Origin of the sequence: Leptolyngbya subtilissima AS-A7, assembly GCF_039962255.1 — a bacterium.
Lineage (GTDB): Bacteria > Cyanobacteriota > Cyanobacteriia > Phormidesmidales > Phormidesmidaceae > Nodosilinea.
Map to the genome: position 1 here is coordinate 215,128 of NZ_JAMPKY010000005.1, position 25,386 is coordinate 240,513.

Consider the following 25,386-nt stretch of genomic DNA (forward strand, 5'->3'; position numbering starts at 1 on the left):
CGGGAAGATGACGCTAAAACCAATGCACAGCAAAACGCTGAGGCTGAGACTGAACTCGACTGAAAATAGCTTTGGTTTCGTGAAGCGGCAGCACTGGGCAGGAAGTTTGGCTGCTGTAGCCTGCCTGTTAGCTAGCCCGGCTTGGGCTGAGCCAGGGGTACCGCCGGCAGAGGCGCTGGCTGTGCAGCCTTGGGCAGGTATTAGCTTCGAGACCACCGGGGGAAGCCGGGACTTCGGCAGCCTGGAAGGATTTTTGCCCCTAGGGCAAGTGCCGGGACAGCAGATTTTGTTTTTGCAGGGCCGAGCGCGGCTGGATACCGCTGGCTTTTTGGGCAGCAATCTGATGCTGGGCTACCGCACCCTGGGCGGCGATCGCACCAGTCTCACCGGAGGATACGTCGGGCTCGATACCCAGGCCCATGGGGGAGGAACGTTTTATCAGGCAGGGGCTGGCCTAGAACACATCAACAATGGGTGGGAGCTGCGGGGCAATGTCTATTGGCCGCTAGGCGATCGCAGCACCGCCACCAGCTTGCTCAGCACGCCCTTTTTTGAGGGCAATCAGCTACTGCTGCCCACGACTCGGCAAGTTGCTATGGCCGGTGGAGACGTGAGCGTGGGCGGGGCGATCGCCACCTTAGGATCCCTAGGCACGCTCAATGCCTATGGAGGACTCTACTACTACAGCCCTCCTGACCAGCCGGGCTTTTTTGGAGGTCGGGCCTGGCTGGCCGCCAGCCCCACCTCGGGTCTAAATCTGCGGCTGGGCTTGCAGCACGACGACTATTTTGGGACCAATGTGCTGCTGCAAACGGGCTTTAGCTGGGGTGGAGCTGGTCCCCAAACGGCGGCGACAGGTCTGGCTCTAGGACAACCAATACAACGCACCATGGGCATCACCTTGGGTGCCGAAGCCCGGGTTCAGGCGGCGATCGACCCTGATACCAACCAGGCCTATCGGTTTTACCATGTGCAGCCGGGCTCCAATGTCGCTGGCGATGGCACCGCCGCCGCTCCCTATGGCGCGATCGATCCGGCGTTAGGCGTAGCCAACAGCGGCGATCGCGTTTACGTTCAGCCAGGCAGTTTGGCCAGCGGTTTCACCATTCCCACCGGGGTGCAGGTGTTATCCACCGGCCCCATTCAGCCCCTGCGTACCCAGATCGGCACCTTGGCCCTGCCGGGATCGGGCAGCGGCCTGCTGCCCCACGTGCCCGGCACCGTGGTTATGGGTCACGACAGTCTGCTGTCGGGGTTTGCTGTGGCCCCAGAACCTGGTCAAGACGGGATTCAGGCTCAGGGGGTCAGGTCAGTAACGATTTTAGACAACCAAGTTCTGTCGGCCCGCAACGGCATTTTGCTGAATGACGTCAGCGGCAACCTGATCGTTCGCCGCAACCAAATTCAGGATGCTAGCGAAAGCGGAATTTTGCTCAATATCTCAGGCCAGACGGTAGACACTGCTGACCTCAGCAACAACGACATTCATCGGGCGGCGGACGACGGTCTGTTGGTGAGAGCCGCTGACGGCAGCCAGATCAACAGTCTGCAACTCAGCCAAAATCGCATCGGCAGCACCGGCGAAAACGGCATTGCCGTGCTGTCTGACAACAGCCGCGTAGGAACTGTGGCGATCGCCCAAACCCAGATCACCGCCGCCGGAGAAAATGGCGTATTAGTTTTGGCCGGTGCCGGTGGCCAAATTGACAACCTAGCGCTCAGCCAGCTTGACCTCGGCACCACCGGCACCAATGGCCTGCTGCTACTAGCGGAGGACGGTGGCACCATCGCCGCTACCACTGTCGCCGACGTCACCCTGGAGCAAAGCCAAGCCAACGGGGTGCTGCTGCTGGCCGAAAACGGCGCTTACATGGGGCCCGTTGACCTGACCCAACTTCAGCTAGCGGCTACCGCCGAAAACGGAGTGGCCGTGCTGGCCTTTGAGGGCAGTCGCTTGGGGCCACTCATGCTCAGCCAGAGCAACCTGGGCCAGGTGGGTAGCAACGGGGTGCTGGTGCTGGCCGACACCAATAGCGCCCTGGCCGACACTACTCTAGACGCCGTCGCGATTCAGTCGGCTGGGGCCAACGGCCTGCTGGTTTTGGGCCAAAATGGCTCTAGCCTAGCGACGGTCACGGTCAATGACCTAGCGGTAAACCAGGCCGACAGCAATGGCCTGGTTGTAATTGCCGACAGTGGTTCCCAAATTGCCGCCGCCACGCTGAGCGCCCCCCAAGTAGCCAGCGCTGGCGCAAACGGAGTGCTGGTGTTGGCCAATAATAGCGGCCAGATCGCCACCGTCACTCTCAATGGCGGCGACATTCAGCAGGCTAGTGAAAATGGAGTGTTGGTGCTAGCTAATAGTGGTGGCCAAATCCAATCCCTAGCGGTTACCAACACGGAGATAGGCAGCGAGGGTTCGGCCACTGCGATCGCAGCCAATGGCATTCTCATCCTGTCTGCTCAGGGCAGCCGCATCGGAACTGCTACCGTAAATGGCAACCAATTAACTGGGGTGGGCGCTGCCGGTATTGAGCTAATTGCCAGCGGTCAAAGTCAGGTGGGTACAGCTCGCATTAGCGGTAACCAGCTCAATGCGATCGACGGCGACGGCATTTTTGTGCTGACCGAGGGCCAAAGCCAAATCAGCCAGAACACTATTACCGGCAACCAGCTCCAAACCATTGACCAAGCCGGTATTCAGGTTTTGGCGCTCAACCAGGGGCAGATCTCGGCTACGCAAATTAGCGACAACACCCTCGAAACCATCGGCACAGACGGCATCGTCGCCTTTGCTGCAACGGGGGGGCAGCTCGCCACCGTCACCGCTGATAGCAACCGAGTTAGCCAAGTTGCCCAAGATGGCCTGAGCCTCTTTGCCACGGATGGTGGCACCATCGACCGAGCTGCTCTCGTCAACAACCAAACCCAAACAGTTGGCAATAACGGCATCTTTGGCTTCGCCGATGGCACCAGTCGTTTTTCCACGCTCACCGTGGTGGGCAACCAAATTCAGGAGTCGGGCAATCACGCCGTAGAACTCGGTAGCGAATCAGCTCAACCCCTCTGTGCCCAAATCACCAACAACCAGAGCATTGCTACTACCAATCTCGACGCCAACCTGTTCGTTGGGGCAAATAGTACGCTGCAAGTGGTCGATTTGGCCCAGCTCAATCAGTTGAACAACGGCACCTTTACCCAGATCAACAACGCTGGGGCCACCACCGGTAGCCAGGGCAATCCTCCCTGCCCCTGAGGGAGCCGCAGCTAAGCCCCCATTCTGGGGGAAACAACTCAAAGTCCTCCACTTCTGGGGGACTTTGGAGAGCGACGAGAGGACATCGCATTTACAGACTCATTGCTCAATTCAGCAACGCCGGGCTTATGCCCCTTGGGTTGCACTGCGAATGCAGCGGCCAATGTTGGTGTCGATTTTGAGAATGTGGCTGGTCAGCCAGTCGGCCAGCTGCTGATAAATTTCGATGGCGACCGCCTCGTTGGCGTCGCTGGCTTTGTAGCGATCGTGCAGTTGGCCAAAGTTCTCGATAAAGGTGGCGTGGGCCTGCTGGTTGACTTCGGCAATGGGGCACTTGTGTTTGGCGGCGCAGGCTTCTTCATGCTCAAAGTGCCACTCAGCGTAGAACTTAAGAAAGGCGAAGAGCTTTTTAATGGCGGTGCTGCCTTTGTGGTGGGCGATCGCCAGTCCTAGATCGTTGACAGCGGCAATCAGCTCTTTGTGGTGGGCGTCAATCATCGGCACGCCGGTGCTGAGGGAGTCGTTCCAAGTGAAAGGCTGGAGGGCAATGTTTTCCATGGCGGGTCAGGGGGTTAAGTAAGGTGAGGTAATTGGGGGTGACGGAGCGTTACTCGTTTACTTCCTGGCGGCTCAGTTCTAAGAGGGGAAGCAGGGCGAGGAGCCAGAGGGCAAGGGCACTGTCGTAGGACAGGGTGTGATAGAGCCAAAGCCAGAGCATGACGGCTAGGCCCGGGAGGCTGGTAAGCAGGTCGGCCAGCTTGAGCAGGCCGAGAAAGCCTTGGAGGAGTCGCAGGGCATCGTGGGTCATGGCTACACCTTGCCTTTGAGAAATCCGACGAGGTTTTGCAAAAAAGACTGGCTGACCGGGGCGGCACCCGCAGTATCGGCAGTGACGCTGGTGGCAAACCCTTGCTCTAGCGGGGTTGAGGCAGCGAGGTCGAAGGCGGCGGGGGGTGGGGCGGCTACCATCGGCATCTCTTCAGCCAGGCCAGTGACAATCAGACGAAAGGCAATCTGCTGGGCCTTAGCCACGGGTAGGTTAAGCTGCTGGGCAATATCCTTGATGGCCATGGTGCCGTTGGTAAACTCCCACACCTGCCATTCATTCGGGTTGAGGCGCAGGCTGGGCTTGCTCTCGACCACGCTGATTAAGGCTGAGGAGGGGTCGGGCAGTTTTTCGTCGAGGGCGTCCCAGTCTTTGAGCGCGCGCAGCCCAGACAGGGTGACATCGGTAGCGGTGGCGATCAGGCCGGTCATTTCGGAGACGGGCAGCGGGGCTTTGGGGTCAAACTGAAACCAGCCGTCGGGAAGGGCAAACAGGGCGCACACCTGACGCATTACCTGGGTGTAAAACAGCAGTTTGAGCTGTTCGGCAGTGAGCACGCCCTGGTTTTTGAGGCACAGGCCCAAGGGGGTGTGAATTTGGCAGGTTTGGGCCAGCCGGGAGACGGCGCGATCGCCCATCCAGCCCCGCTGGGCAATTAGCCGCATCAGGCCCTGCTGGTCGAGGCTGTTGCCAGCGGCAACAATTTGCCCCTGACTCAGCCAGATGTGGTGGTTGTGGCGAGCAACGGTGGTGGGGTCGCTTAGGGTGCAGATTGTTAACAGGCCGGTTTTATTGCCCTGTTCTACTAGCTGAAACAGTTCGGGCAAAGAGAAATCGGCGAGGTATCCAGTGACAGTCATGGGTGTTATCCCTTTCTGCGGGCGAGTGAGTGGGTTGGAAGTTGGAAGTGGGGAAGTAAAAGAGTGGGGTTGGGCCTGGGGAGTTGACGGTTTGTACCGCTAGCTTCAACGCCGCATCCGTAAATCCCGCATGTTTAAATGAATTTCAATGGCGTTGCATTGGCAGGCTCTAGGTCGTAGGGGCTAAGCTGCCCGCCCAGGTAAACTGCACTAGGGAAATCACTGCCTGGGCCACCGATGCAGTTTCGTTGGCGTTGACGGCAACTATAGGCGGACGGCGAGCGGGGTCGGGGTAGCCAAGGGCCAGGGCAATGTTGGCGGCATCCCAGGCACCGGAACAGTCGGTGTGGGTAAGGCCGATGATCATGGGCGCGGGCGATCGCTGCTTCATGAAGGTCATGATGCGGCGAGCTTCTCGAAACTCGTGGGGTCGATGGGCCGCTACTAGCAAAATGTAGGCGTGGGCCTTTTGAATCAGAATGTCCCACATAAAGTCGAAGCGCGACTGGCCGGGGGTGCCGTAGAGGTGCAGGGCCATGTCGGGGCCAAACTGGAGGCGACCAAAGTCGAAGGCAACGGTGGTGCGCTTTTTGATCAGCAGGGTGTCGTCGGTGGCGCGGCGATCGGTGTCTACCACCTCAATTTCGCTGACGGATCGAATGAAGGTGGACTTGCCGGCCCCCACAGGGCCGGTGACCACTAAACGCATGATTTCCATGGGTGGGCGGAGGCAATGAAGAATAAGGTGAAACGTCGTGGGGGCACACCACAAATACGAGCGTTCAGAGCAAGTCTGGGGACTAGCAATGGTGAAAGATCCCCCCTAAACCCCCTTTTTGAAGGGGGCGTGCTCTCCGCCGTGGGGCGCTACATCAAAACGGCTTTCAGATCGGCTAGGGTGCGCTTGATTTCGAGCATCAGCAGGCCTTGCTTGGCCGCTTTGTCGGCCAGCACCAGGAACACGGCGTCTTCGCCGCAGCTGGTGAGAATGCCGTAGCCTTTGTCGCCCTCGACAAAAATGCGATCGATGCCGCCGCGGGCCAGCTCGCTGCCGATGCGATCGCCTAGGGACAGCATGGCGGCCGACATAGCTGAAACCCGTTCTTCATCCATGCCGCCAGGCAGGCTGGCCGCCAAAGGCAGACCGTCGGGAGTGACCACTGCTGCCCCTTGAATGTCGGTGGTAGAGGTGACAAAGCTCTGCAAAATGTTGGTGAGTTTTTCGGTGCTAATAGCCATGGTTAGTTCTCTCTTTGGTTAGGAAAAATGAAGTGAATTAAATTGAATTAAGCTGAAGAAAAAGCGTGTGGCTGAGCGCTACATTGCCCCAGCGCCGGTTGCAACAAGTCGTCTAAAGAGACCCTCAGACCAACCTGTTTCTTTCAGCACCGCTGCCGAAGAAACTTCGATATAGGCTTGCTCAATAAAGGCCAGATCTACCATGCAAATTTTGGCTAGGGCATCGCGCAGCTGCTCATCTTTGCCGTCTGCCAGGGCGCGCTTGCTGGCCTCATGCACAACCACGGCCATGGCAGGCACCACGTGCTGGGGGCCAATGCCAATGCGCACGTGAATTAAACCAATGCGCCAGCGCCGCTCGGCGTAGGCATCGCCCCAGTTATCCATGCCGGTGAACATTTCGTGGAACCAGGCCACAAAGGTTTCGCGCAGCCGATGAATTCTGCCCTCAGACTCATTGAGAATGGTGCTCATTTCGGCATCGCGACCTAAATAATCATAGAAATAGTCGGCCATTTCGGGGGCAATTTCTAAACCCCAATCAGCTGTGGATTGAAGTACTTTACGGTCGTCGGCAGTGAGGCCAATGCGCGACACCATCTTAGACATAAACTCATTGGGCTCAAGGCTCATTTGGCGAATCCTTAAAGTAGGACTTTGTTTCAACATCCTTGTTTTATCGCTTTAGCCCTAGGAATCAACATGGCGTGAATACCTAAGATTTTGAATCTTAGAGATTTTGTAGAGAGTTCAAAACATGACCGTTTGTTTGAACTTTAATCACAACTTTGGCGGGTATTTTTTGAGACGGGGAACACCCTTATTGCTTAAAGGCAGTGTCAGCAACCCATCCACATAAGTAAAGTGTTGTAACTGACTTAAACAACACTGAGACTGTTAATATCAGTAAAGTAATGCTAAAGCTAATGTTTAAGCGATTGCACTTTAGGAACCCCTAAATTGTTTATTTCAGGATCGTGCAACTGGATTTTGTACTTATAGATGTATTTATAGATAAAGATTGCTTTTTCTCAGAAAACTCTGATTTGAACTACGGGCTCTTCCTTGGTTAGCGATCTCTAAACCGGGACCATTTGTCAACAGCATTAAGCTATATAAAGAAAAGGCTTGGTCTGCTCAACTGCAGACTGCGTAAGATTGCGGAAATTGGTGATACATTTCTTCAAACAGCATGGCGTAGGCGGGCAGTTGAGTCCTGATCTGCTGTCAGAAGGCTATATAGTGAGATGCGATCGCAGCACCATAGCTCAGATGGGCAACCAGCTACCCTTCGCTAAAGGCCGCAGCGCTCGCTAGCCCAACCAATTTTCGGCACCTAAAGGCAGTTAGACCCATGGCCCGACGACCAACGGCAGATGACGGGGTAGATCTGGCGCCCTATATCGACCACTCTTTGCTTAGCCCTACGACTACGGCTGAGCAGGTGGCCCAATGGTGTGCTGAGGGCGATCGCTACGGGTTTGCCTCGGTTTGCATTGCCCCCTGCTATGTGCCCCAGGCCGTGGAGCTTCTGCACAATACTAAGGTGAAGGTCTGTACGGTAATTGGCTTTCCCACCGGGGCAACGACCTCAGGCACTAAGCTTTACGAGGCTCAGGAAGCGGCTGAGCGGGGAGCCGACGAGCTTGATGTTGTAATTAACTTGGGGTGGCTGAAAACGGGCAATACCGATGCCATTCACCGAGAAATTGCCACTATTTGTGAAGAGACGGGTCTGCTGGTCAAAGCCATTCTCGAAACCGCCGTGCTTACCCCACCAGAAATCGCTCTCGCTGCCGAAGTTTGTATGGATGCTGGGGTTTCATTCTTAAAGACCAGTACCGGCTGGCAGGGGGGCGCTACCGTCGAAGTTGTGCGCCAGCTGTGGGAACTGACCCAAGGCCAGGTGGGCATTAAAGCCTCTGGCGGCATTGGCACGGCCGCCCAAGCGGTGGCCCTGGTGCAGGTAGGGGCAACCCGCCTAGGCACCTCGCGCGGGGTCGATCTAATGCGGCAGCAGCAAGAGGAGCCAGCTGGTGAGGGGGATGGCGCTGATCGCCCTTAGGCTACTACTTGACAAAGCTGATTGTGACAGGAGCCGTTTAGGGTTCAGGGTTTAATACCAAATCCTATTTGGTTACACCCGGTTTGTAGGGGCATTGCACTGCAATGCCCCTACGAGATCTCTGTTTTGAACTGGGGCTTCCCAAGGCGATTTGGTATAAGGTATACGGCTTAAGGTTTGCCTTGCACCTTAAACCCTGCACCCCCCTTAACTGGCGATCTCTAGCCTGGCAGTCTACTATCCCAAGTTGAGCTTGAGGGCAATCAAGCCAATCAACGTGATTAGCCCAAGGGACTGGCGGAAGTAGTTTACCCCAGTGAACAGTTCTAGCCAGGCCCAAGTGAACCAGGTGCCAAAGGCCACCAGTTCAACGGTGGTTTGCAATGGGCCATCGGGAAGAACGGCTTGTAAAACAGTTGCCGTCACTGCCACTAGAATTGGTAAGTTTGGCGGTTGAGCGATAACCAGGTTGCCTTCGCCGTCGCGAAAGATGCGATCGAACAAGGATGGGTACTGCGCCCCAGAAGTCTCTAAATTGCGGTTCATGAGAGGTATATACCTAATTGGAAAACGGCTGAGGATTCATGGTAGTGCTGTTGCCCGCTGCCGGGGATGTACCAGATGTTAGATATAAAAATGTCAGATTATAGAGCAATAGACCGATTTCCTAAGGCTTAAGCACGACGTTGCTCAACGGTACGAGCTGACGGCTGCATGCAAGGTAGCGGTCTGGTGCCAAGGGGGAACGGCATACAATACTAACCAACGCCTATCCACCCTCCTAGGAGATTATTAATGGCAGAGGTTAGCCCCCGCCTTTACTGGTTGTTCCAGTCTCTCATTGCCTTTATCCCCTATCTGTTTCTAGGTCTTTTTTCAGGCGCATTTATTTTAACGGCGGGCGCTTTTCTAGCCCGGATTTTGTTTGTAGACTGGTTGCGACCGGTTGAAGAGCTTTGCCTGTTAACGCTCAAGGCGCAAGCTAACCCAATCCTCGATAGCGTTATGACGGCTGTAACCCGGCTAGCTCAGGGCGAGATTACCATCCCTGTGCTGATCGTGGTTGGTGGAATTTTGGTTTACCGCGACCGGGCGATCGCGGCCCTAGTTCTGGCCATTGGGTTGGGCGGGTCGTGGTTACTGAATGGGATTTTTAAATCTTTCTTCCGCCGGGAAAGGCCCGACCTGTGGTCTTCCTCTAAACGCCCGATGGACTACAGCTACCCCAGCGGCCACGCCATGAGCGCGATTTCGTTTTACGGTCTTTTGGCCGCTGCTCTAACCTCTCTCAACATTCCGCTAGAGATTACGGCTACGTTAGCTCTGATTTTGACCCTGGGGGTGGGGTTTAGCCGGGTATATTTGGGTGTGCATTGGCCAACCGATGTGTTGAGCGGCTGGGTTGCTGGCGGTATCTGGCTCGGGGTTTGCCTGCTAGGGCTAGTGCGAATTGGCGGCCTTTGAGGGCGTAAGTCTTTCGGTGAAGTCCTTAAAAATCAAGGGCTTCAGAACTAGGAGTTTGAGGCTCAAAGTCTTGAGGCTCAGAGTCTTGAGGGTGCTGGATGAAATCAAAAATGCTATTTTTCTCAGCAGCACTGTTTTGTTCAGTGAATGTGACCGCTAGCTCAGGTGTGGGCACATAGATCCAGAGGGCTTTAGGAACAACCTCAACGACGACCGGCGTTGTGCCGATACATTCCCCATCGGCATGAACATCTAGCGCTGGGTACGCTCTCACTTCAATCGTAGAGGCCTGATGCATTTTGAGCCGTTCATGGGGTAGCTGTTTGCCCCGCATAGCCGCAAAAAACTGGCGGAAATGATCCCACTTAGAGGGCTTGTTGATATAGATAAGGTCAAGCTTGCCGTCATTCATTTTGGCCTCGGGTGCTAGAGCAAACTCGACACCATAGCGAGGGCTGTTGCAGACATTGACTTGTAAGGTGCTCAGCCGCGCCCTTTTGCCATCAAAGCGCAAGGCCAAACGGTGTGGCTTAAACTGCAAGAAGGTTTTGAAGCCAGCAAAAAAGCTTTTAATAGCTGCCCAATAGTTGCTCTTAATGCCTTCCTTGACGTCATCTCCACAGGGAAAAAGTGAGGCTTCTAAGCCTATGCCCACTACTTCCATAAAATAGTGGTTATTGGCTTTGCCTAGGTCAAATTGGCTGCGCTTTCCCTCTGTGAGAACTTGCACAGCCTGTGCCATATCCGTCGGAATATTTAGGCTGGCCGCAATATTATTGCGCGTGCCAAGGGGAATAATGCCCAATGTCGTTTGAGTATGCACCAATCCCCGAGCGACAGCTTCAATTGTGCCGTCGCCCCCGGCGACAACCACCAGCTTTGCTCCCGATTTTGCGGCTGCGGCCGCTAACCCTTGGCCATTTTCCTCGGCTGTTGTAGGGCAGATTTCGGCGTGGATGCCCTGGCTGTGTAAAGCGTTGGTAAGATCGGGCACTAGCTGAGAGTTTTCACTTGGCCCAGAGGTGGGGTTGACGATCAGTACGGTATTCATCTCTGGAGTCTCCCAATTAGATTTCACAGAGCTATACAGCGGTGTGGAGCGAGTGACATTGGCAAAGAGCTCAGGCTGCTGTCGTTTGCGATCGCCCTATCCTTTACTAGGCTAGGTTGAAATCCTCCCTATGAACATGAGAGTGACGGGTACCTTCAGCTTAAATAGCGCGTGCTCCACTGCATCCATCATGACAGGCGTGCCCAGGTGACGTATTGGCAGCTGCACCAGTGGCGAGGAACATGGTACCGGGGTAGGTCTTTATTCACATAGCCAGTTTCGTCTTTCCGACCGTCGTGACGTGCAGCACGTAGACCATGGTGAGAGCGATCTGGTCTTGGGTTCGGATTTCAGGGTGGGTACCGCTCACCAGCAGTAGGTCAACGTTATGAACAGAGGCTTAAGCTCCAAAGGGGTTGGTGGGCAGGCCGGGCACAGGGGCTGCGATCGCAAACAAATCCCCCGAATAAAACCCCTGCTGAATCTCCTTTTGGCTCAGCCCTACGGAGGCGGTAGTGACGTAGAGGGTCTGTCGGTTAGGGCCGCCAAAGGTGGGGCAAGTGGGGCGCTGCACGGGCAGTTTCACCCGGCCCAAGGATTCTCCAGAGGGGCTAAAGCAGGCCACGCAGCTGCCATTCCAAAGCGCCGTCCAGATATTGCCGTCGTTGTCGATCGCTAGGCCGTCGGGTTCGATGAATTCATCTTCTTTGCCCAGGTCAATGGCAACGGTGCGATCGCTAATTTCCCCCGTTGCCCCATCGAATCTGTAGGCAAAAATTTTGCGCTGGGGTGAGTCAGTCAAATAAAAGGTATGGCCGTCGGGGCTCCAGCCCAGCCCGTTGGAGATCGTCAGTTCGGTTTCCATGGTGCGCACTGAGCCATCGGGGTCGTAGCGGTAGAGGGCCGCATGGCCAGGATAGTCTGGGCTCATAGAGCCAATCCAAAAGCGGCCCTGGGGGTCGCACTTGCCGTCGTTAAAGCGGGTGCCCGGGGCATCAAACTCAAAGGTGTGGAGGGTTTCGACCTCACCCGAGGTGAGATCGAGCTGGGTGATGCGATCGCCCATGGCCACCAGCAGCCTCTCGCCTGCCATCAAGGCTATGGCGCTGCCCATATCGCCCACATCCCAGTGGCAGTCGTCGCCGCTGCTGGGCTCAAACACATGGACGCGGTGGTTGAGAATATCGACCCAGTAGAGCACCTGCTTGTCGCCATCCCACAGAGGGCCTTCTCCCAGGCGAGCGCGGGCATGGAGCACGTTTTGGGCCGATAGCTTAGGCAGGGTCGCAGCGGTCATGGGGGCACCGGGGTTACTTACAGAAGCGTCGCACAGCGTGGCTGGGCACATCCCTATCTAAAGACAGAGGGTGTAGGGTTCAAGGTATAAGGCACTTCTTAAACCCTACACCTTATACCCTGAAACCCCTACAGCCCCGCCGCCTGACGAATTTCCTCGGTTGCTTCGATCTGCTCCTGGCTAAACCCGGCTTGTTCTAAGTGGTCTAGGTAGTCGCGGCTTGTGTAGCGACTGTCGATCGCTAATGCCTGACGGTAGTTGGCGATCGCCTCAGCATTGTTCTCGGCTGACCAGTGGGCCAACGCCAGCGCTACCCAGGGGTGGGGGTTGCCCGGCTCTAGCTCGGTGGCGGTTTGGGCTTCAGCTACGGCCTGCTCGACCTGTCCTAACCGCTGGTAGGCCAAGCTGAGGTTATAGTGGGCGATTTCATTGCGGGGCTCAAGTTCGGCGGCGCGGGTGTGGGTCTCTACCGCCGCCTCTAGCTGCCCATCCACCAGATAGACAATGCCTAGGGCGTTGAGGGCGGGCACGTGCTCTGGGCTATAGCTCAGGGCGGTTTGTAGTGCCGAAACGGCGGGGGCCGCAAACCCGGCGAGGTGCTGAGTCCAGCCCAGCAAGACTTGGCCTTCGGGGTTGCGGGGGTCGAGGGCGGCGGCAATCTTGAGGGTGGCGATCGCCCGCTCCATATCTCCCTGCTGCCGAAAGGCTAGCCCCTCCTGGCGGTAGCGAGCCGCTGTCGCCACATCCACCAGGAAGGTCGGCAACGCCAGATTGTCCAGCGCCTCGGTCGAAAGTATAGCGGACTGCCACGGCACCGCCGTCTCCCGCTGGCAGCCCGCCAGAACTAAAGCCGTGCAGAGTATCCAACCAGAGACTTTTCCCATAGACCGTGTTTGCTGGATTTGTTGAGGGGCTTGGGTTAATACTCTATAGGCTCCTGCCCCAAACCGTTCTACTCCCCATCTGCTCACCACTACTCTGGTTCTTATTCGATGTATTCCATGCAGCACGCCAGCCCCGCATCCCTGCTGTAGCGTAGCCTTGGGTTGCCCATAATCCATCAGGGTGAAAGCCCAACAGCGGCTTCCTGGAACTGGCCCTAGCAATTGGCCTTTTCCCCAGAGAGTTCTCCCTGAACTTTTTGGGGTTACCGTTTCATGGCATACCAGTGCCGGCTCTGCGATCGCCTATAAATAACTCCCTCAAGCAGCCCCAGATGGTGGATGCAGCCCAGCCAGCCGTTAGCGCTTACCTTTTGCTCTAGAATTTGGTCACGGCGGTTACCCTCCCGACAGCTCGGCTCTTAGTTCATTTCCCTCAACGGCACCTTATGGCTACTGGATATCTCGCACTCGTACTCCATGCCCACCTGCCCTATGTGCGTCACCCCGAGAGTGACTACGTGCTGGAGGAAGAGTGGCTCTACGAGGCAATTATCGAGACCTACGTGCCTCTGCTCACCATGTTTGAGGGGCTAAAGCGCGACGGTATCGACTTCAAGCTCACCATGAGCATGACGCCGCCCTTGATTTCCATGCTGCGCGATCCGCTGCTGCAAGAGCGCTTCGACGCCCACCTGGCCATGCTCGAAGAACTCACCGAGCTGGAGGTTGAGCGCCACGTCCACAACGGACACCTGCAATATTTAGCTGAAACCTACGCTAAAGAGTTCAACCACGTCCGCAACGTGTGGGAGAGCTACAGCGGCGACCTGGTCACCGCCTTTAAGCAGTACCAAGACAGCAACAACCTCGACATCATCACCTGCGGGGCCACCCATGGCTACCTGCCGCTGATGAAAATGTATCCCGAAGCGGTGTGGGCGCAAATTCAGGTTGCCGCTGAGCACTACGAAGACACCTTTGGTCAGCCTCCAAAGGGCATCTGGCTACCCGAGTGCGCTTACTACGAGGGTCTCGAGCGCATGGTCGCCGACGCTGGCCTGCGCTACTTCTTAACGGATGGCCACGGCATTCTCTACGCTCGACCCCGGCCCCGATTTGGCAGCTACTCCCCCATCTTCACCGAGAGCGGCGTCGCCGCCTTTGGCCGCGACCACGAGTCGTCGCAGCAGGTGTGGTCATCTCAAGTGGGCTACCCCGGCGCGCCCGAGTACCGCGAGTTCTACCGCGACCTGGGCTGGGATGCCGAATACGAATACATCAAGCCCTACATCATGCCCAACGGTCAGCGCAAGAATGTGGGCATCAAATATCACAAGATCACCGGCAAGGGCTTGGGCCTCTCCGACAAGCAGCTCTATGACCCCTACTGGGCCAAAGAAAAAGCCGCCGAGCACGCCGCTAATTTTATGTACAACCGCGAGAAGCAGATTGGCCACCTCCACGGCCTGATGCAGCGCCCGCCAATTATTGTGTCGCCCTACGACGCCGAGCTGTTTGGTCACTGGTGGTATGAAGGCCCCTGGTTCCTCGACTACCTGTTCCGCAAGAGCTGGTTTGACCAAAGCACCTACGAAATGACTCACCTGACCGACTATTTGCAAGGTCACCCCACCCAGCAGGTGTGTCGCCCCTCCCAGTCGAGCTGGGGCTACAAGGGTTTCCACGAATACTGGCTGAACGAGACCAACTCCTGGATTTACCCCCATCTGCACAAAGCTGCCGAGCGCATGATCGACCTGGCCAAGCGCGAACCTGCCGACGAGTTAGAGTGGCGCGCCCTCAACCAGGCGGCGCGGGAACTGCTGCTGGCGCAGTCGTCTGACTGGGCTTTCATTATGCGTACGGGGACGATGGTGCCTTATGCGGTGCGGCGGACCAGGTCGCACCTGATGCGTTTCCAAAAGCTGTGGGATGACATTCTGCGCGAAAAAATTGACTCCGGCTGGCTAGAAAAGATTGAGATAGTAGACAACATCTTCCCCAACATCAACTACCGCGTCTATCGCCCGCTGTAGTGGGGCTGAGTATTGGTAGAAGGGCTGTCCTAAGCGGACAGCCGAGACGGCTATCCTACAAAACTAGGCACAATCCCTGCGATCGCAACTGGGTACTCTAAACACGACAAAATTCTGTCGCTAGAGCATACCTATGGTGTCTTGCATGGTCGTCATCCCTGGAAAAACGGTGCGGATTTCTGTTGGGGTCATGTTGCTGGGCCTGGTTGAAGTCTGTGGGGCAAGCGTTAGCCCAGTGCGGGCTCAAGCAGGGGCGATCGCACCACCACCGGCCTATTGGGATGCCGTTGAAGACGCCAAAACGCCAGAACCCAACGAAGTCTTTAGAGATCTGACCGCCATTACGCGCCAAAACAACGCTCTGACCTGGAATGAGCAGGGCCAAGTTTTAGTCGCGACCTGGGCCGATTGGGTGGGCTATACCCAAAATGTGGGGCATCAACTGATTGTCACTCGCGATGTCTGGGTGACGGCCATCCCCGACCTGCAAAGCTTCTGCAAAGCCTATACGCCAACCGCCGAGGTTCCCTTAGCGGCGCGCCTTGGCCAGGTGCTCGGCTTACCACCTGAACCGGCTGCCCAGGCAGCTAATCGTCGAATGGTTGAGATCTGGGTCGATCCACAGTTTCTCTTTCGCCCTAGCCCCGACCCCGAAATTACTGACCACGAGGCTGAACTGCGCTTTCGCACTGCCAATGAGTTTATCTCGGTGCCAATTAGCTATCAGCACTGGTTTTATGCTCAGTACGATCAGCGCTATCAATATCAGGGGCAGCCGATCGCAATCAATGGCGCAGAACCTCTTAGCGCCTTGCCCTACCCGTGGACTCAGTTGGGCTATACGTATGATTGGGGCGATCGCGCCGACTGGGCTATGCTTGACCCAAATCGCCCAGACAATGTGGGCCTAAGCGAGTTCGTGATTCGTCAGTGGTCGCCGATCGCAGTCCAAGCCGCGCAGCCAATTGACGATTACTGCCGCTAGGGGTACAAAACTCGAGAATCCCAGCTTTTTCAAAGAATCGGGATTCTGTTTATGCTGCGTTACCCAGTAGCCCCTTGACGCGAGTATGTAACCACTCTGGAGTGTTTGCAAATCTTCAAGGTCTGGCTTCTTTTCTGATTTAAGGGGGAACCCTTTGAAGAGAGAAAAGAATTATTGAAACTTTAGGCTCATGTCATTCTTACTATTTTTTCTTTCGATTGGTCTTGCTACTGCCACTGGATTACTCTACAGCCAGCTACAGAAAAGTAAAGATGAGAACAAAATAGCTCAGCAGCGTGTTCAAGAGGCTAGTAAAAGGCTTCAAGCCGCTGATAAAAAATATAGTGGCCTAATTTCAAAGGAAGAAGAGATTAGAAAGCTAGAGTCGCAAACGACTGTACTTCGAGATCGAATAAAGGTACTTCAGCAACAAGCCGATATTCAAGAGCAAGAAATTAGCTGTAAAATTGAAGCCTTAACTGAGAAGCTTTCAGAGCTTGAAGAGAAAGACTTTGTTGAGGATTTTGGCTTCTATGAATCAAAATATGATTTCAAAGAAGCTTTAGAATACAAGCAAAAACTGGACGAAATTCGCTCTAACCAGAAGAGGCTTATAAAAGATAGGCAAGCGGCAATATGTGATACAGAGTGGACTGTTTCTGGCAGTAAGAAAGAAGGCCGCAAGATGGTTGATAGCTTTTTGAAGCTAGTTCTTAGAGCATTCAACGGCGAATGTGATGCTGCCGTTGGCAAGGTCAAATATAACAATATACAGACTATGGAGAATCGTATTCGAAAAGCTTACGAGGCTTTGAATAAGCTCTCGCAAACAACACATTGCGAGATTACACCGAAATATCTGGATTTAAAGATTCAAGAATTACAGCTCACACACGAATATCAGGAAAAGCGATATCAGGAGCAAGAGGAGCAGCGACAGATCCGTGAACAGATGCGCGAGGAGGAAAAAGCTCAGAAAGAATTAGAAAAAGCAAGGTTGGATGCGGAAAAGGAAGAGCGTCAATATCAAGATGCTCTGGAGAAAGCCAAGAAAGAAGCAGAAAATGCTACTGGTAAGCTTCAGCAGAACCTCCTGTCTAAAATTGAGGAGTTAGAAAAGAGAGTTGCTGAGGCGGAAGCCAATAGAGAAAGAGCTGTTTCACAGGCTCAATTAACCAAGACAGGCCATGTCTACGTCATTTCAAACATTGGCTCATTTGGTGAGGATGTGTACAAAATCGGTATGACAAGACGGCTAAATCCAGAAGAACGCATTAGAGAGCTGAGCGCCGCATCCGTACCGTTCCCGTTTGACATTCATGCGATGATTTCGTGCAGCAATGCTCCAGAATTGGAAGGAAGGCTTCATAAGATGTTTGACGACAGACGCGTGAACAGCATCAATTCAAGAAAAGAGTTTTTCAGAGTATCCTTGGAAGAAATAACTAGAGCTGTGAGCCGTATCGATGAAGAGCTTAGCACTTGCACATCCGAAATAAAAATGACTAAAGTAGCTGAGGCATCTGAGTATCGAAAGTCTTTGGCTCAAACAAGGGCCAGACAAAGTGTTAGTAAGTGATTAAGGTGAAATAAAATAAAACTCAACATTGGGTTTCGCTAGCGTTCTACCCAACTTACGGTTCTGCTGAAACAGCTAGGCAGATATTAGATATCTGAAAGAGTACAATTTTGCTATTAGTCAGCAAGGTGTGTCACTACTTTGTGTGATACATCGAAGGCACATCTTGAGAACAAAGCCATGGCTCTCAACGGTACATTAGGTCCAAAAGGTCAACGACCAACCTCGAGACGGCAACTGGCAAAATATATCATCTTACGAAGCACTGTAATAGGGCTGATGTCAGGGGCCATACTGGGGTCTCTTTTTGGCTTTTTTCCACTTCCGCTTCTCTTGATCTTGACAGGAATAGTCGGTGCTGGCTTGGGATTGGGATTGGGGTTGATTAATGGGCTACTATTGAGTGCTACAACGTGCCTGTTTTTTTACCCACTACGGTCAGTTGGGCTCTATCACCTCATAGCCAAAGTGATAGGTGCTTTGATAGCTGGGGGTGGGGCTGCTGTCTTTGGGCCTTGGTATTTTTCATCGCAAGCAATGACGCCTAATTCAGCTGTGACAATTGGCTTTGGCTCTGTAATAGCGTCTATTATTGCTGGTTGGGCTGGCGGGCTGGCGGGGCAAAACATTGCCCAGTGGTATGAACAAAAAAGTCTAGCTGCTCAGCATAAATCAGTAATTAGACAAACTTCGTCTGGTGCAAACTCTTTGCAGAAGCTGAAGCGATATTTGGGCGATATTTTATCGTCACAAAAGGCCGGCTGGATTAGTATTGCTATTTTCTCGTTATTTAGCTTTTTTCTGAGAAACAGGGTTCTGCGGTTTCTAGTCTGCGGCGATCTGGTTACAGATGCATATGCTTGTCTCCCATCTCCTCGCCTTTATACTTCGGTCATAGAAGGCTTTAAATTCGCTCTTCCTATTACCTTCCTAATCACGTTGATAGTGGTACTACTGCAACGACTATATACAAAGCGTATGTAGTCGAATAACACTGGATTAGGCTAACGAGAATGCAACTTAGCATGAGACTCGGCTTGGTTAGGTTCCGCTAACGCTTTGCCAACCTATGGTGTTGCTGTACTGCGATCGCGCCGCCTTTGACCTAAACCGCCTGGACGTAAGCGAGTTTGTGAGCCGCCAGACTGATCGTCCTCAAGGCAGCGCAGCGTGTTGACAATTGCTGTCGCCAAAGGGTCAGGGCTCAAGGCACTAGGAAACTGACAACTTTAGTGATTAAGAACTATTCTCAAGAAGATGGCTTTTTCTCTCTGGCATGGCTAAACAACCCTTCGCAAAATTTCCGACGGCCTGGTCGCGGCGTCAGTTTCTGGGCTGGGGGGCTGGGGGCGTTGGGGCCGTCGCGACAGCGGCAGTGGTGGGGTCAACCTGGGTGGGACGAACGCAGGCCGCGCGCATTCCCCCATTGCCCGAGGGTTACGGGCCGCCGACCGACAATAGCTTTGACCCTATGGCCCTGCTGCGAGACTTTGACTACGGCACTCTCAAGTCAGAAAACGGCCGCCCTGTGCGCGAGTTTGAGGTGACGGCTAACAGCTCACCCCTCCAGCTCAACAGTGCCATTACCTTCATGAGCTGGAACCTCAACGGCAGAGTTCCAGGCCCTACCATGCGGGCCAAAGCCGGGGAACGGGTGCGGATTATCTTTCATAACCAAGACGGGCATTCCCACAGCATGCACTTTCACGGCATTCACCCCGCTGAGATGGACGGCGTTCAGCCAATTCGCCATGGGCAGACGATGGTGTACGAGTTTGAGGCTGGCCCATTTGGCGTACATCCCTACCATTGCCACGTCGCCCCGGTAACGCGCCATATCAGCAAGGGGCTCTATGGCCTGTTTATTGTGGATCCACCCGAGGGCCGTCCACCTGCGGACGAGATGGTGCTGGTGATGGGTGGCTTTGACATTGACAACGATGGGCACAACGAGCTGTATGCCTTTAACGGCATTCCCAACTACTACCGCGATCACCCAATTCCCATCTACCAAAACCAGCGGGTGCGGCTGTATCTGCTCAACATGGTCGAGTTTGACGTGGCGGTGACCTTCCACATCCATGCCAACTTGTTTCAAATTTTTCCGACGGGGCGCACCCTCACCTCAACCGGCGATTCTGACGTGATCACCATGGGCACCGCCGAGCGCCACATTCTGGAGTTTGCCTACCCCTATCCCGGTCAATATATGTTTCATCCCCATCAGGATGCGATCGCAGAGCACGGCTGCATGGGGCTGTTTGATGTCTTGCCGGCCTAGGTTTTAAGTCTTGCTCTTCGCCACCGCCTCGGATCTTATTGACATGCGATCTCAGATAGCCCTAGGCTCATAGAGATAAGACTAAACGCAATTTATTCTCAATTGACACTGATATGGCAAAGCAACTCAAGCCTGTAGAGCTGTTCCTGGCGGTTGGTTTAGCGGCGACGTTAGGAGCCTGTGGCGGGCCAACATCTGAAGGTGGTGAAGCCAGTACCGAACCCTCTCCTACCGCAGATGCGGCCCATGGCGGCGGCGAGGGCGGCGAAGGTGGCGAGGGCGGCGAAGCTGGGGCCACTAGCAATCCTGATGCTGACTATATGACCAGCCTGGCGCTGATGAAAGGCCACTTGATGGTGGCAGAAGAGCTGATCGCCGCCGGTAACTATGAGGAAGCTGAACCTCATATTGGCCATCCAGTTGAAGAACTCTACGGTGGGGTCGAGGCTCAGCTTGCCGAGCGCAATGTGCCGCCCTTTAAAGACCAGCTCAATGAGCTGCTTGATTTGACCAAGTCTGCCCCCGAGAGCGATCAGCTCAAAACCGAGTTCGACGAGTCGACTGCAGCGATTGATGGTGCGATCGAGGCCTTACCCGCTGACCAGCGCCAATCCCCTGACTTTGTGCTGGGAGTCATCACCCAGGTTCTCAAAACCGCTGCTGAAGAATATGAGGCTGCCGTGGTGGATGGCAAAATCGTGGAAGCAGTTGAGTATCAAGACTCGCGCGGATTCGTGGTCTATGCCGACCAGCTGTACCAAACCATTGCCCAGGAGATGGAAGAGACCCGCGCTGAGGACCACACTGCGATCACCAAAAGTTTGCAAGAGTTAAAGACAGTTTGGCCTACGGTAACTCCTCCAGAAACACCGGTCAAAGAGCCCGCTGATGTTCACATCCTGGTCCTGCAGGTCGAACAGCGCGGTTCGTAAGCGGCAATCGCTGGGTCACTGATAGCAATGCCGAGTGGCCTTTGATAGCGGTGGGGTTGTTTGGCTAAAACAGCCAGATTCATGGTGGATAGGTCGGGGTTAGCTACGTAGGGCGCAGCTACAGCGGGCGAAACGTGGCAGAATGCCTGCGATTGCCTTTGTTGCACCCCGACCCCCATGGAAATTGACCCCGAACTGCTAGACCCCTCGACTCGCTACAAGCTGCTGATCGGCAGTGTCGTGCCCCGACCGATCGCCTTTGTCTCCAGCCTGTCGCCTGAGGGCGTGGCCAACTTGGCCCCCTTCTCCTACTTCAACGCGGCGGGCCACAAGCCTCTGGCGCTGATGTTTAGCATCAGCCTCAAGCCCGACGGCAGCGAAAAAGACACCCTGCGCAACGTGCGCCCTGCCAGCGAAGGCGGCACTGGCGAATACGTAATTAACCTGGCGGTTGAGTCCTACGCTCACCAGGTGGCAGAAAGTGCCGAGCCGTTGCCCTACGGCGAGTCAGAGTTTGACTACGTAAGTCTCTCGCCAGCCCCCAGCCGAGTGATCAAACCGCCCCGCGTGGCCGAGTCGCCGGTGGCCTTTGAGTGCCGCACCCTGCAAATTGTGCCGGTGGGCGAGTTTCACATTGTGATTGGCCAGGTGGTGCACCTGTTTGTGCGCGACGACGTGCTGGGCGAGAATAACCGCATCGATGTCGATAAAGTAGGGGCGATCGGGCGCATGGCGGGCTACGAATATTGCCGTACGGGCGATCGCTTTGAGATTCCCAACGGCTTCCCTAAGTAGCCCCCGGTCTAGTGGCATGATTGGGTGAGCGATCAATCGGAGGGCGGCGGATGAGCGATGTGAGTGAGCAGGATTTGAACCATGTGCGGCGAGCGATCGCCCTTTCCCATAGCGCCCGCGAGGCCGGCAACCGTCCCTTTGGTGCCGTGCTGGCTGATGCCTCAGGCCAGGTGCTAGCCGAAGCCGAAAACAACCAAATCACCGAGCGCGACTGCACTGGCCACGCCGAAACCGTGCTGCTGCGGCAGATGGATAAAAGCCTCAGCCCAGACACCCTCAAAGACTGCACCCTCTACGCCAGCACTGAACCTTGCCCTATGTGCGCCGGGGCGATCTTTTGGAGCGGGGTGGGGCGGCTGGTGTATGCGCTGGGCAGCGATCGACTCTACAATTTTCAGGGCGAATCTCCCTTTCAGCTGACCTTGGGCAGCCGCGAGGTGCTCAAGCACGGCAAACGCCCGGTTGAAGTGGTTGGCCCCGTGCTCGAAGACGAGGCTCTGGAAGCCTTTGAGGGTTTTTTCTAAAACTTATCCGCCGTTGATTTAGCCATCCTGGGGTTATGGATCTATTCAAGTTTGCGCTGGGGCCCTACGAGTTTTTTGCCGCCATCCTTGGGGGTGTGCCCCTTGTGCTGGCGATCTTCTTGCTCTATAACCCGGCAACTAGCGTGCAGGATTTTGCTAGTTTGATTCCAACTAGTCTCTCCCTTCAGGTGTTAATTGCGCTGGCGTTCGCTAGCTATCTCTTGGGGGGCCTAGCGCAGGGCGTAACCTGGAAGTTTTTTTTGGCCCTATGTAACCTATCGAAGCGGGAATTTCATTATTTCCCAGCTGAAATTCTTCTCAACAGAGGCGAGTGGCTGCAAGGGTTGGCCAAAGATACTGATCCCAAAACTCTCGATTTTGAGAACCGCTTAGTGCTGCTGCTGCACGATAAAGTTGGCATGCCAAAAACGATGAATCATCTCTATTCGAGGGTCTGCTCATATCTAAAAGAAAATAACAGGCCCTCTCTAATTACCGCAGATTTGTACCAGGCTACCCATATCATGTATCGCAACCTGTCGTTTGGGTTGCTGATCTTAGGCGGGGTGTTTTGGGCCAACATTTTCCGCGTCGGAGCAGCATCTTTTGAGCAGGTGGCGTTGTTCCTTGGGGCTTTAGTGTTGTCCTACATTGCATTTGTTCGCTCAGTCTCCTTTAAGCGGTGGCACGCTAGAGAGGTTTTGCTGGGGTTTTACTTTGCCGCCTGCGATAAGCGATCGCCTTAAGGCTGTCATCAATTCTCGCCACAATCCTGATCTCATCAGCGTTACCACGTCCGACCCAAAAACAGGCTAGGGGCTGTAACCCTAATTCTTGGGTCGTCAGCGGTTACAGGCTCTAGCGCAGCGGGTGGTGTTCGGCCAACAGTTTCTCAACCTTGGCTTCGTCGATGCGGGCGGTAACCTGCCTGGCCTCGTGCAGGTCGCGCACTGTTTTAGAGAGGCTGGCGGTAGACCCCAGGGCAAACAAGGTGCCCATGCCCATGTAGCCCTTCACCCAGGCATCTACCGGCAGGCAAAAGATACCCAGCGACAGGCTGCCCACCGACAGCAAAAAGGCGAGCCAGGTTTGCACAACCCAGGCTTGACTATGACTAGATGGCGGCTGCACAGAATTCATCGGCTGACTCCTTAACGGTGTGAATGACTACGTCAACCCTAGGCGAGCCTTCCGCTGCGTCATCCAAAGTGGAGACACTTTCTCAAATGCTCTAGGGTGCAGTGTTACGGAGAAACGTTTGTAACTATTGCAACAGCTGATTTAGTTAGGACACTTCGACAAGCGGAATCCTCTGGTAGGGGCATTGCAGTGCAATGCCCCTACGTCGAACCTATCTTTACCTCAACGGATATTTGCAATGATTCTTCCCTTGACGACCTCAGTAGGTGTATCTACAATGTAATTACTTCGCGTCTGGGCACACACCGTCTATGGGCACCGCCATTAGAACTCGCATTGTCAAGATTGGCAATTCCCAGGGCATTCGCATTCCCAAACTGCTGCTAGAGCAGAGCGGGCTGAATGCAGACGTAGAAGTAGAGGTAGAGGGCGATCACCTAGTCATTCGCACCGCCCCTCGCCAGCGAGCCGGATGGGATGCCGCCTTTGCCACCATGGCAGACAGTCGCGATGGCCACCTGCTCGACGACCTCAACCCCACCGACTGGGACGACGCTGAATGGGAATGGTAGTTAACCGCTTCGACGTTTTTCTCGTCAACCTCGACCCCACTGTTGGTAACGAAATTAAAAAAACACGACCCTGCGTGGTGATCTCGCCAGACGAGATGAATCGCTACATTACCACTGCGATCGTGGCTCCAATGACAACCAAGGGCAGGCTTTATCCCACCCGCATTGCCTGCCGTTTTGAGGGCAAAAACGGCCAAATTGTTTTAGACCAAATTCGCACCGTCGACAAGGCCCGGTTGGTCAAGCGCCTCGGGCAAATCAGCGTCGGGGAACAGAGAATGCTGCTTGAAACCCTGGCCGAAATGTTTGCTGAATAGCTTGAGATCGAGCCCACATAAGCCTAGTTGAGGCCATACCATCGGGTTAGACAAGGGCGATATTTGCCCGGCACTAGATGAGGACCGAGGAATGCGCTCCATCACCATTGCCAGTGCTACCGGCAGTATTGAGGTGCTGGTGGCTGACGCCGCTACCGAAACTCCAGCTCTGCCAGCGGTGTTTGTTCACGGCATGGCCTGCGCCGCCGATCTGTGGCAACCACAGCTAGAGCAGACGGTTCAGCAGAGAACAGCGCTCGCAATTTCTCTACCAGGTCATGGTGCGTCTGCCCCTCCATCCGACAACGACTATTCCCCTGCCGCTTGTGCAAATGCTTTGTTCGCAGTGATGGATGCGTTGCAGCTAGAAAGCATCGTCCTGATTGGCCACAGCTACGGTAGCTGCGTTGCCCTTGCTGCTGCCGCCGCTCAACCTCGCCGCATCGCCAAGCTCATCTTGGTGGATCCGCCGATTGACTGTACCCAGTGTCCGCCGGAGGTCTACGAGGCACAGATGGCCCCGATGCAGCAAGCCATGGTCGGGGAAGACTGGCGATCGGTGCTTGAGCAATCCTTTCGCAACGCTCTGACCGGTGGCACCTCTGAAACCCAAGCCAACATCCTGGCCCGCCTGAATCGCACTGCAAAGGCAGCCCTGATCGGTGCCGGAGGTGAGCTATTCACCTTTGAGGCTACAGCCGCCCTCGACAAGTATCTGGCTTCGCCCGGTGCTCAGGCCCATGCCGTTCTGGCTCCATCCAATGCGATGCCCCTTAGCCTACACGTGTTGCGGCCAGCGCTACCGACGACAGCCATACCCAACACCAGCCACTGGCTCATGCTCGATGCCCCAGAGGCCTTTGCCCAAGCCCTAGAAGCGGTTTTGTAGATGGAACTTCAGATCATTTATACCGAGACCGAGATGCTGATATCTAAAAAGCAGTATGGATCTTGGCAAGAGATTCAGGCAGAATTTTCAGACTACAAAACTTCGCTGGGGCCTTGGCCAGTCGATGCGGTGATTGACTATCTGCAAACGGATTATCCGGGCTTGGATCCTAGCCCTGCTGTGCAAGTGGCTGAACTACTGAACGCAACAATCTGTTGCCAAGAACTCACCTTTCGTGAGGGCAGAACGTTGAGCGATCGCTAGACTGGGCTTAACCATTAGAGAGCCTAATAGTCTGTAGAGCTTTTCTTTAGCGGTCAGGTAAAGAATTCTCTCAGAGTTCCCCGGCTCACCCCTATGTTGGCGACAATCAAGACCGTTGGGTCTACCAGGG

The 25,386-nt window shown here is 54.9% G+C and carries 27 protein-coding genes; 16 read left to right on the forward strand and 11 right to left on the reverse strand.

The window, feature by feature from the left end:
* The first annotated feature begins 7 nt into the window (after window positions 1-7).
* The gene (locus tag NC979_RS12640) at window positions 8-3,256 is read left to right on the forward strand and encodes a beta strand repeat-containing protein (protein ID WP_190521840.1); all 3,249 of its coding nucleotides are present in this window, start codon (window positions 8-10) and stop codon (window positions 3,254-3,256) included.
* A 126-nt stretch (window positions 3,257-3,382) separates the two neighbouring features.
* Here the strand turns inward: NC979_RS12640 and NC979_RS12645 are convergent, their stop codons facing one another.
* The 6 genes from NC979_RS12645 to NC979_RS12670 all read right to left on the reverse strand — a co-directional run bounded on the left by NC979_RS12645 (window position 3,383) and on the right by NC979_RS12670 (window position 6,814).
* Window positions 3,383-3,814 (reverse strand): bacteriohemerythrin, encoded by a 432-nt coding sequence (locus tag NC979_RS12645; RefSeq protein WP_190521842.1) that lies wholly within the window; start codon window positions 3,812-3,814, stop codon window positions 3,383-3,385.
* Between the two features lie 49 nt (window positions 3,815-3,863).
* Window positions 3,864-4,064, reverse strand: coding sequence for a hypothetical protein (locus NC979_RS12650; protein ID WP_190521844.1), 201 nt, complete (start codon window positions 4,062-4,064; stop codon window positions 3,864-3,866).
* A gap of 2 nt (window positions 4,065-4,066) precedes the next feature.
* A complete protein-coding gene (locus NC979_RS12655) occupies window positions 4,067-4,942 on the reverse strand; it encodes a DUF4388 domain-containing protein (RefSeq protein ID WP_190521846.1) in 876 nt (291 codons plus the stop codon).
* A gap of 169 nt (window positions 4,943-5,111) precedes the next feature.
* Complete coding sequence (locus NC979_RS12660) at window positions 5,112-5,660, reverse strand: GTP-binding protein (protein WP_190521848.1); 549 nt, start codon at window positions 5,658-5,660, stop codon at window positions 5,112-5,114.
* A 149-nt stretch (window positions 5,661-5,809) separates the two neighbouring features.
* On the reverse strand, window positions 5,810-6,181 hold the full coding sequence (locus NC979_RS12665; RefSeq protein WP_073608058.1) for a roadblock/LC7 domain-containing protein: 372 nt from the start codon (window positions 6,179-6,181) through the stop codon (window positions 5,810-5,812).
* 78 nt (window positions 6,182-6,259) lie between these two features.
* Entirely contained in the window at window positions 6,260-6,814 is a 555-nt protein-coding gene (locus tag NC979_RS12670; RefSeq protein WP_190521850.1) for a protoglobin domain-containing protein, read from the reverse strand.
* 721 nt (window positions 6,815-7,535) lie between these two features.
* On the opposite strand from NC979_RS12670, the gene deoC reads away from it, so the two are divergent.
* On the forward strand, window positions 7,536-8,246 hold the full coding sequence (gene deoC, locus NC979_RS12675) for a deoxyribose-phosphate aldolase (RefSeq protein ID WP_190521852.1): 711 nt from the start codon (window positions 7,536-7,538) through the stop codon (window positions 8,244-8,246).
* Between the two features lie 237 nt (window positions 8,247-8,483).
* Here deoC and NC979_RS12680 read toward each other — a convergent pair whose 3' ends face one another.
* Window positions 8,484-8,792 carry a hypothetical protein gene (locus tag NC979_RS12680; RefSeq protein ID WP_190521854.1) on the reverse strand — a complete coding sequence of 103 codons (309 nt, stop codon included), beginning with the start codon at window positions 8,790-8,792 and terminating at the stop codon, window positions 8,484-8,486.
* Between the two features lie 249 nt (window positions 8,793-9,041).
* Between NC979_RS12680 and NC979_RS12685 the strand changes: the two genes are divergently transcribed.
* Window positions 9,042-9,710 (forward strand): phosphatase PAP2 family protein, encoded by a 669-nt coding sequence (locus NC979_RS12685; RefSeq protein WP_190521856.1) that lies wholly within the window; start codon window positions 9,042-9,044, stop codon window positions 9,708-9,710.
* Window positions 9,711-9,735: 25 nt separating this feature from the next.
* Here NC979_RS12685 and NC979_RS12690 read toward each other — a convergent pair whose 3' ends face one another.
* The 3 genes from NC979_RS12690 to NC979_RS12700 all read right to left on the reverse strand — a co-directional run bounded on the left by NC979_RS12690 (window position 9,736) and on the right by NC979_RS12700 (window position 12,942).
* The gene (locus NC979_RS12690; protein ID WP_190521858.1) at window positions 9,736-10,788 is read right to left on the reverse strand and encodes a diacylglycerol/lipid kinase family protein; all 1,053 of its coding nucleotides are present in this window, start codon (window positions 10,786-10,788) and stop codon (window positions 9,736-9,738) included.
* A 373-nt stretch (window positions 10,789-11,161) separates the two neighbouring features.
* Window positions 11,162-12,058 (reverse strand): SMP-30/gluconolactonase/LRE family protein, encoded by an 897-nt coding sequence (locus tag NC979_RS12695; RefSeq protein ID WP_190521860.1) that lies wholly within the window; start codon window positions 12,056-12,058, stop codon window positions 11,162-11,164.
* Between the two features lie 128 nt (window positions 12,059-12,186).
* The gene (locus NC979_RS12700; RefSeq protein ID WP_190521862.1) at window positions 12,187-12,942 is read right to left on the reverse strand and encodes a tetratricopeptide repeat protein; all 756 of its coding nucleotides are present in this window, start codon (window positions 12,940-12,942) and stop codon (window positions 12,187-12,189) included.
* 446 nt (window positions 12,943-13,388) lie between these two features.
* On the opposite strand from NC979_RS12700, the gene NC979_RS12705 reads away from it, so the two are divergent.
* From NC979_RS12705 to NC979_RS12745, 9 genes are all read left to right on the forward strand, one after another.
* A complete protein-coding gene (locus tag NC979_RS12705; protein ID WP_190521863.1) occupies window positions 13,389-14,978 on the forward strand; it encodes a glycoside hydrolase family 57 protein in 1,590 nt (529 codons plus the stop codon).
* Between the two features lie 133 nt (window positions 14,979-15,111).
* Entirely contained in the window at window positions 15,112-15,963 is an 852-nt protein-coding gene (locus NC979_RS12710) for a hypothetical protein (protein WP_190521864.1), read from the forward strand.
* A 190-nt stretch (window positions 15,964-16,153) separates the two neighbouring features.
* The gene (locus tag NC979_RS12715) at window positions 16,154-17,542 is read left to right on the forward strand and encodes an SNIPE associated domain-containing protein (RefSeq protein WP_190521865.1); all 1,389 of its coding nucleotides are present in this window, start codon (window positions 16,154-16,156) and stop codon (window positions 17,540-17,542) included.
* A 180-nt stretch (window positions 17,543-17,722) separates the two neighbouring features.
* Window positions 17,723-18,526, forward strand: a complete 804-nt coding sequence (locus tag NC979_RS12720) for a hypothetical protein (protein ID WP_190521866.1) — start codon at window positions 17,723-17,725, stop codon at window positions 18,524-18,526.
* A 292-nt stretch (window positions 18,527-18,818) separates the two neighbouring features.
* Entirely contained in the window at window positions 18,819-19,823 is a 1,005-nt protein-coding gene (locus tag NC979_RS12725) for a multicopper oxidase domain-containing protein (RefSeq protein ID WP_190521867.1), read from the forward strand.
* 113 nt (window positions 19,824-19,936) lie between these two features.
* A complete protein-coding gene (locus tag NC979_RS12730) occupies window positions 19,937-20,755 on the forward strand; it encodes a hypothetical protein (protein WP_190521868.1) in 819 nt (272 codons plus the stop codon).
* 177 nt (window positions 20,756-20,932) lie between these two features.
* Complete coding sequence (locus NC979_RS12735; RefSeq protein ID WP_190521870.1) at window positions 20,933-21,550, forward strand: flavin reductase family protein; 618 nt, start codon at window positions 20,933-20,935, stop codon at window positions 21,548-21,550.
* Window positions 21,551-21,600: 50 nt separating this feature from the next.
* Entirely contained in the window at window positions 21,601-22,074 is a 474-nt protein-coding gene (locus NC979_RS12740; protein WP_190521871.1) for a nucleoside deaminase, read from the forward strand.
* 104 nt (window positions 22,075-22,178) lie between these two features.
* Entirely contained in the window at window positions 22,179-22,820 is a 642-nt protein-coding gene (locus tag NC979_RS12745; RefSeq protein ID WP_190521873.1) for a hypothetical protein, read from the forward strand.
* A 112-nt stretch (window positions 22,821-22,932) separates the two neighbouring features.
* Here the strand turns inward: NC979_RS12745 and NC979_RS12750 are convergent, their stop codons facing one another.
* Window positions 22,933-23,214 (reverse strand): YiaA/YiaB family inner membrane protein, encoded by a 282-nt coding sequence (locus NC979_RS12750; protein ID WP_073608042.1) that lies wholly within the window; start codon window positions 23,212-23,214, stop codon window positions 22,933-22,935.
* 311 nt (window positions 23,215-23,525) lie between these two features.
* Here NC979_RS12750 and NC979_RS12755 point away from each other — a divergent pair, with 311 nt between their 5' ends.
* The 4 genes from NC979_RS12755 (at window position 23,526) to NC979_RS12770 (ending at window position 25,256) form a co-directional block, all read left to right on the forward strand.
* Window positions 23,526-23,786 (forward strand): AbrB/MazE/SpoVT family DNA-binding domain-containing protein, encoded by a 261-nt coding sequence (locus tag NC979_RS12755; RefSeq protein ID WP_190521875.1) that lies wholly within the window; start codon window positions 23,526-23,528, stop codon window positions 23,784-23,786.
* Window positions 23,774-24,103 (forward strand): type II toxin-antitoxin system PemK/MazF family toxin, encoded by a 330-nt coding sequence (locus NC979_RS12760; protein WP_190521878.1) that lies wholly within the window; start codon window positions 23,774-23,776, stop codon window positions 24,101-24,103. Before NC979_RS12755 ends, NC979_RS12760 begins: the two co-directional genes overlap by 13 nt.
* A gap of 91 nt (window positions 24,104-24,194) precedes the next feature.
* Window positions 24,195-24,992, forward strand: coding sequence for an alpha/beta fold hydrolase (locus tag NC979_RS12765; RefSeq protein WP_190521880.1), 798 nt, complete (start codon window positions 24,195-24,197; stop codon window positions 24,990-24,992).
* On the forward strand, window positions 24,993-25,256 hold the full coding sequence (locus NC979_RS12770) for a hypothetical protein (protein WP_199308957.1): 264 nt from the start codon (window positions 24,993-24,995) through the stop codon (window positions 25,254-25,256).
* Window positions 25,257-25,386 lie beyond the last annotated feature (130 nt).

What these genes read in the sequence shown, in the direction of transcription:
- deoC (WP_190521852.1), top strand. Translation starts at nt 7,536, where the DNA reads ATGGCCCGACGACCAACGGCAGATGACGGGGTAGATCTGGCGCCCTAT.
- NC979_RS12685 (WP_190521856.1), top strand. Translation starts at nt 9,042, where the DNA reads ATGGCAGAGGTTAGCCCCCGCCTTTACTGGTTGTTCCAGTCTCTCATT.
- NC979_RS12695 (WP_190521860.1), bottom strand. Translation starts at nt 12,058, where the DNA reads ATGACCGCTGCGACCCTGCCTAAGCTATCGGCCCAAAACGTGCTCCAT.
- NC979_RS12710 (WP_190521864.1), top strand. Translation starts at nt 15,112, where the DNA reads ATGGTGTCTTGCATGGTCGTCATCCCTGGAAAAACGGTGCGGATTTCT.
- NC979_RS12640 (WP_190521840.1), top strand. Translation starts at nt 8, where the DNA reads ATGACGCTAAAACCAATGCACAGCAAAACGCTGAGGCTGAGACTGAAC.
- NC979_RS12735 (WP_190521870.1), top strand. Translation starts at nt 20,933, where the DNA reads ATGGAAATTGACCCCGAACTGCTAGACCCCTCGACTCGCTACAAGCTG.
- NC979_RS12720 (WP_190521866.1), top strand. Translation starts at nt 17,723, where the DNA reads ATGGCTCTCAACGGTACATTAGGTCCAAAAGGTCAACGACCAACCTCG.
- NC979_RS12755 (WP_190521875.1), top strand. Translation starts at nt 23,526, where the DNA reads ATGGGCACCGCCATTAGAACTCGCATTGTCAAGATTGGCAATTCCCAG.
- NC979_RS12705 (WP_190521863.1), top strand. Translation starts at nt 13,389, where the DNA reads ATGGCTACTGGATATCTCGCACTCGTACTCCATGCCCACCTGCCCTAT.
- NC979_RS12645 (WP_190521842.1), bottom strand. Translation starts at nt 3,814, where the DNA reads ATGGAAAACATTGCCCTCCAGCCTTTCACTTGGAACGACTCCCTCAGC.
- NC979_RS12650 (WP_190521844.1), bottom strand. Translation starts at nt 4,064, where the DNA reads ATGACCCACGATGCCCTGCGACTCCTCCAAGGCTTTCTCGGCCTGCTC.
- NC979_RS12750 (WP_073608042.1), bottom strand. Translation starts at nt 23,214, where the DNA reads ATGAATTCTGTGCAGCCGCCATCTAGTCATAGTCAAGCCTGGGTTGTG.
- NC979_RS12725 (WP_190521867.1), top strand. Translation starts at nt 18,819, where the DNA reads ATGGCTAAACAACCCTTCGCAAAATTTCCGACGGCCTGGTCGCGGCGT.
- NC979_RS12680 (WP_190521854.1), bottom strand. Translation starts at nt 8,792, where the DNA reads ATGAACCGCAATTTAGAGACTTCTGGGGCGCAGTACCCATCCTTGTTC.
- NC979_RS12730 (WP_190521868.1), top strand. Translation starts at nt 19,937, where the DNA reads ATGGCAAAGCAACTCAAGCCTGTAGAGCTGTTCCTGGCGGTTGGTTTA.
- NC979_RS12740 (WP_190521871.1), top strand. Translation starts at nt 21,601, where the DNA reads ATGAGCGATGTGAGTGAGCAGGATTTGAACCATGTGCGGCGAGCGATC.
- NC979_RS12655 (WP_190521846.1), bottom strand. Translation starts at nt 4,942, where the DNA reads ATGACTGTCACTGGATACCTCGCCGATTTCTCTTTGCCCGAACTGTTT.
- NC979_RS12715 (WP_190521865.1), top strand. Translation starts at nt 16,154, where the DNA reads ATGTCATTCTTACTATTTTTTCTTTCGATTGGTCTTGCTACTGCCACT.
- NC979_RS12665 (WP_073608058.1), bottom strand. Translation starts at nt 6,181, where the DNA reads ATGGCTATTAGCACCGAAAAACTCACCAACATTTTGCAGAGCTTTGTC.
- NC979_RS12670 (WP_190521850.1), bottom strand. Translation starts at nt 6,814, where the DNA reads ATGAGCCTTGAGCCCAATGAGTTTATGTCTAAGATGGTGTCGCGCATT.
- NC979_RS12770 (WP_199308957.1), top strand. Translation starts at nt 24,993, where the DNA reads ATGGAACTTCAGATCATTTATACCGAGACCGAGATGCTGATATCTAAA.
- NC979_RS12760 (WP_190521878.1), top strand. Translation starts at nt 23,774, where the DNA reads ATGGGAATGGTAGTTAACCGCTTCGACGTTTTTCTCGTCAACCTCGAC.
- NC979_RS12660 (WP_190521848.1), bottom strand. Translation starts at nt 5,660, where the DNA reads ATGGAAATCATGCGTTTAGTGGTCACCGGCCCTGTGGGGGCCGGCAAG.
- NC979_RS12765 (WP_190521880.1), top strand. Translation starts at nt 24,195, where the DNA reads ATGCGCTCCATCACCATTGCCAGTGCTACCGGCAGTATTGAGGTGCTG.
- NC979_RS12700 (WP_190521862.1), bottom strand. Translation starts at nt 12,942, where the DNA reads ATGGGAAAAGTCTCTGGTTGGATACTCTGCACGGCTTTAGTTCTGGCG.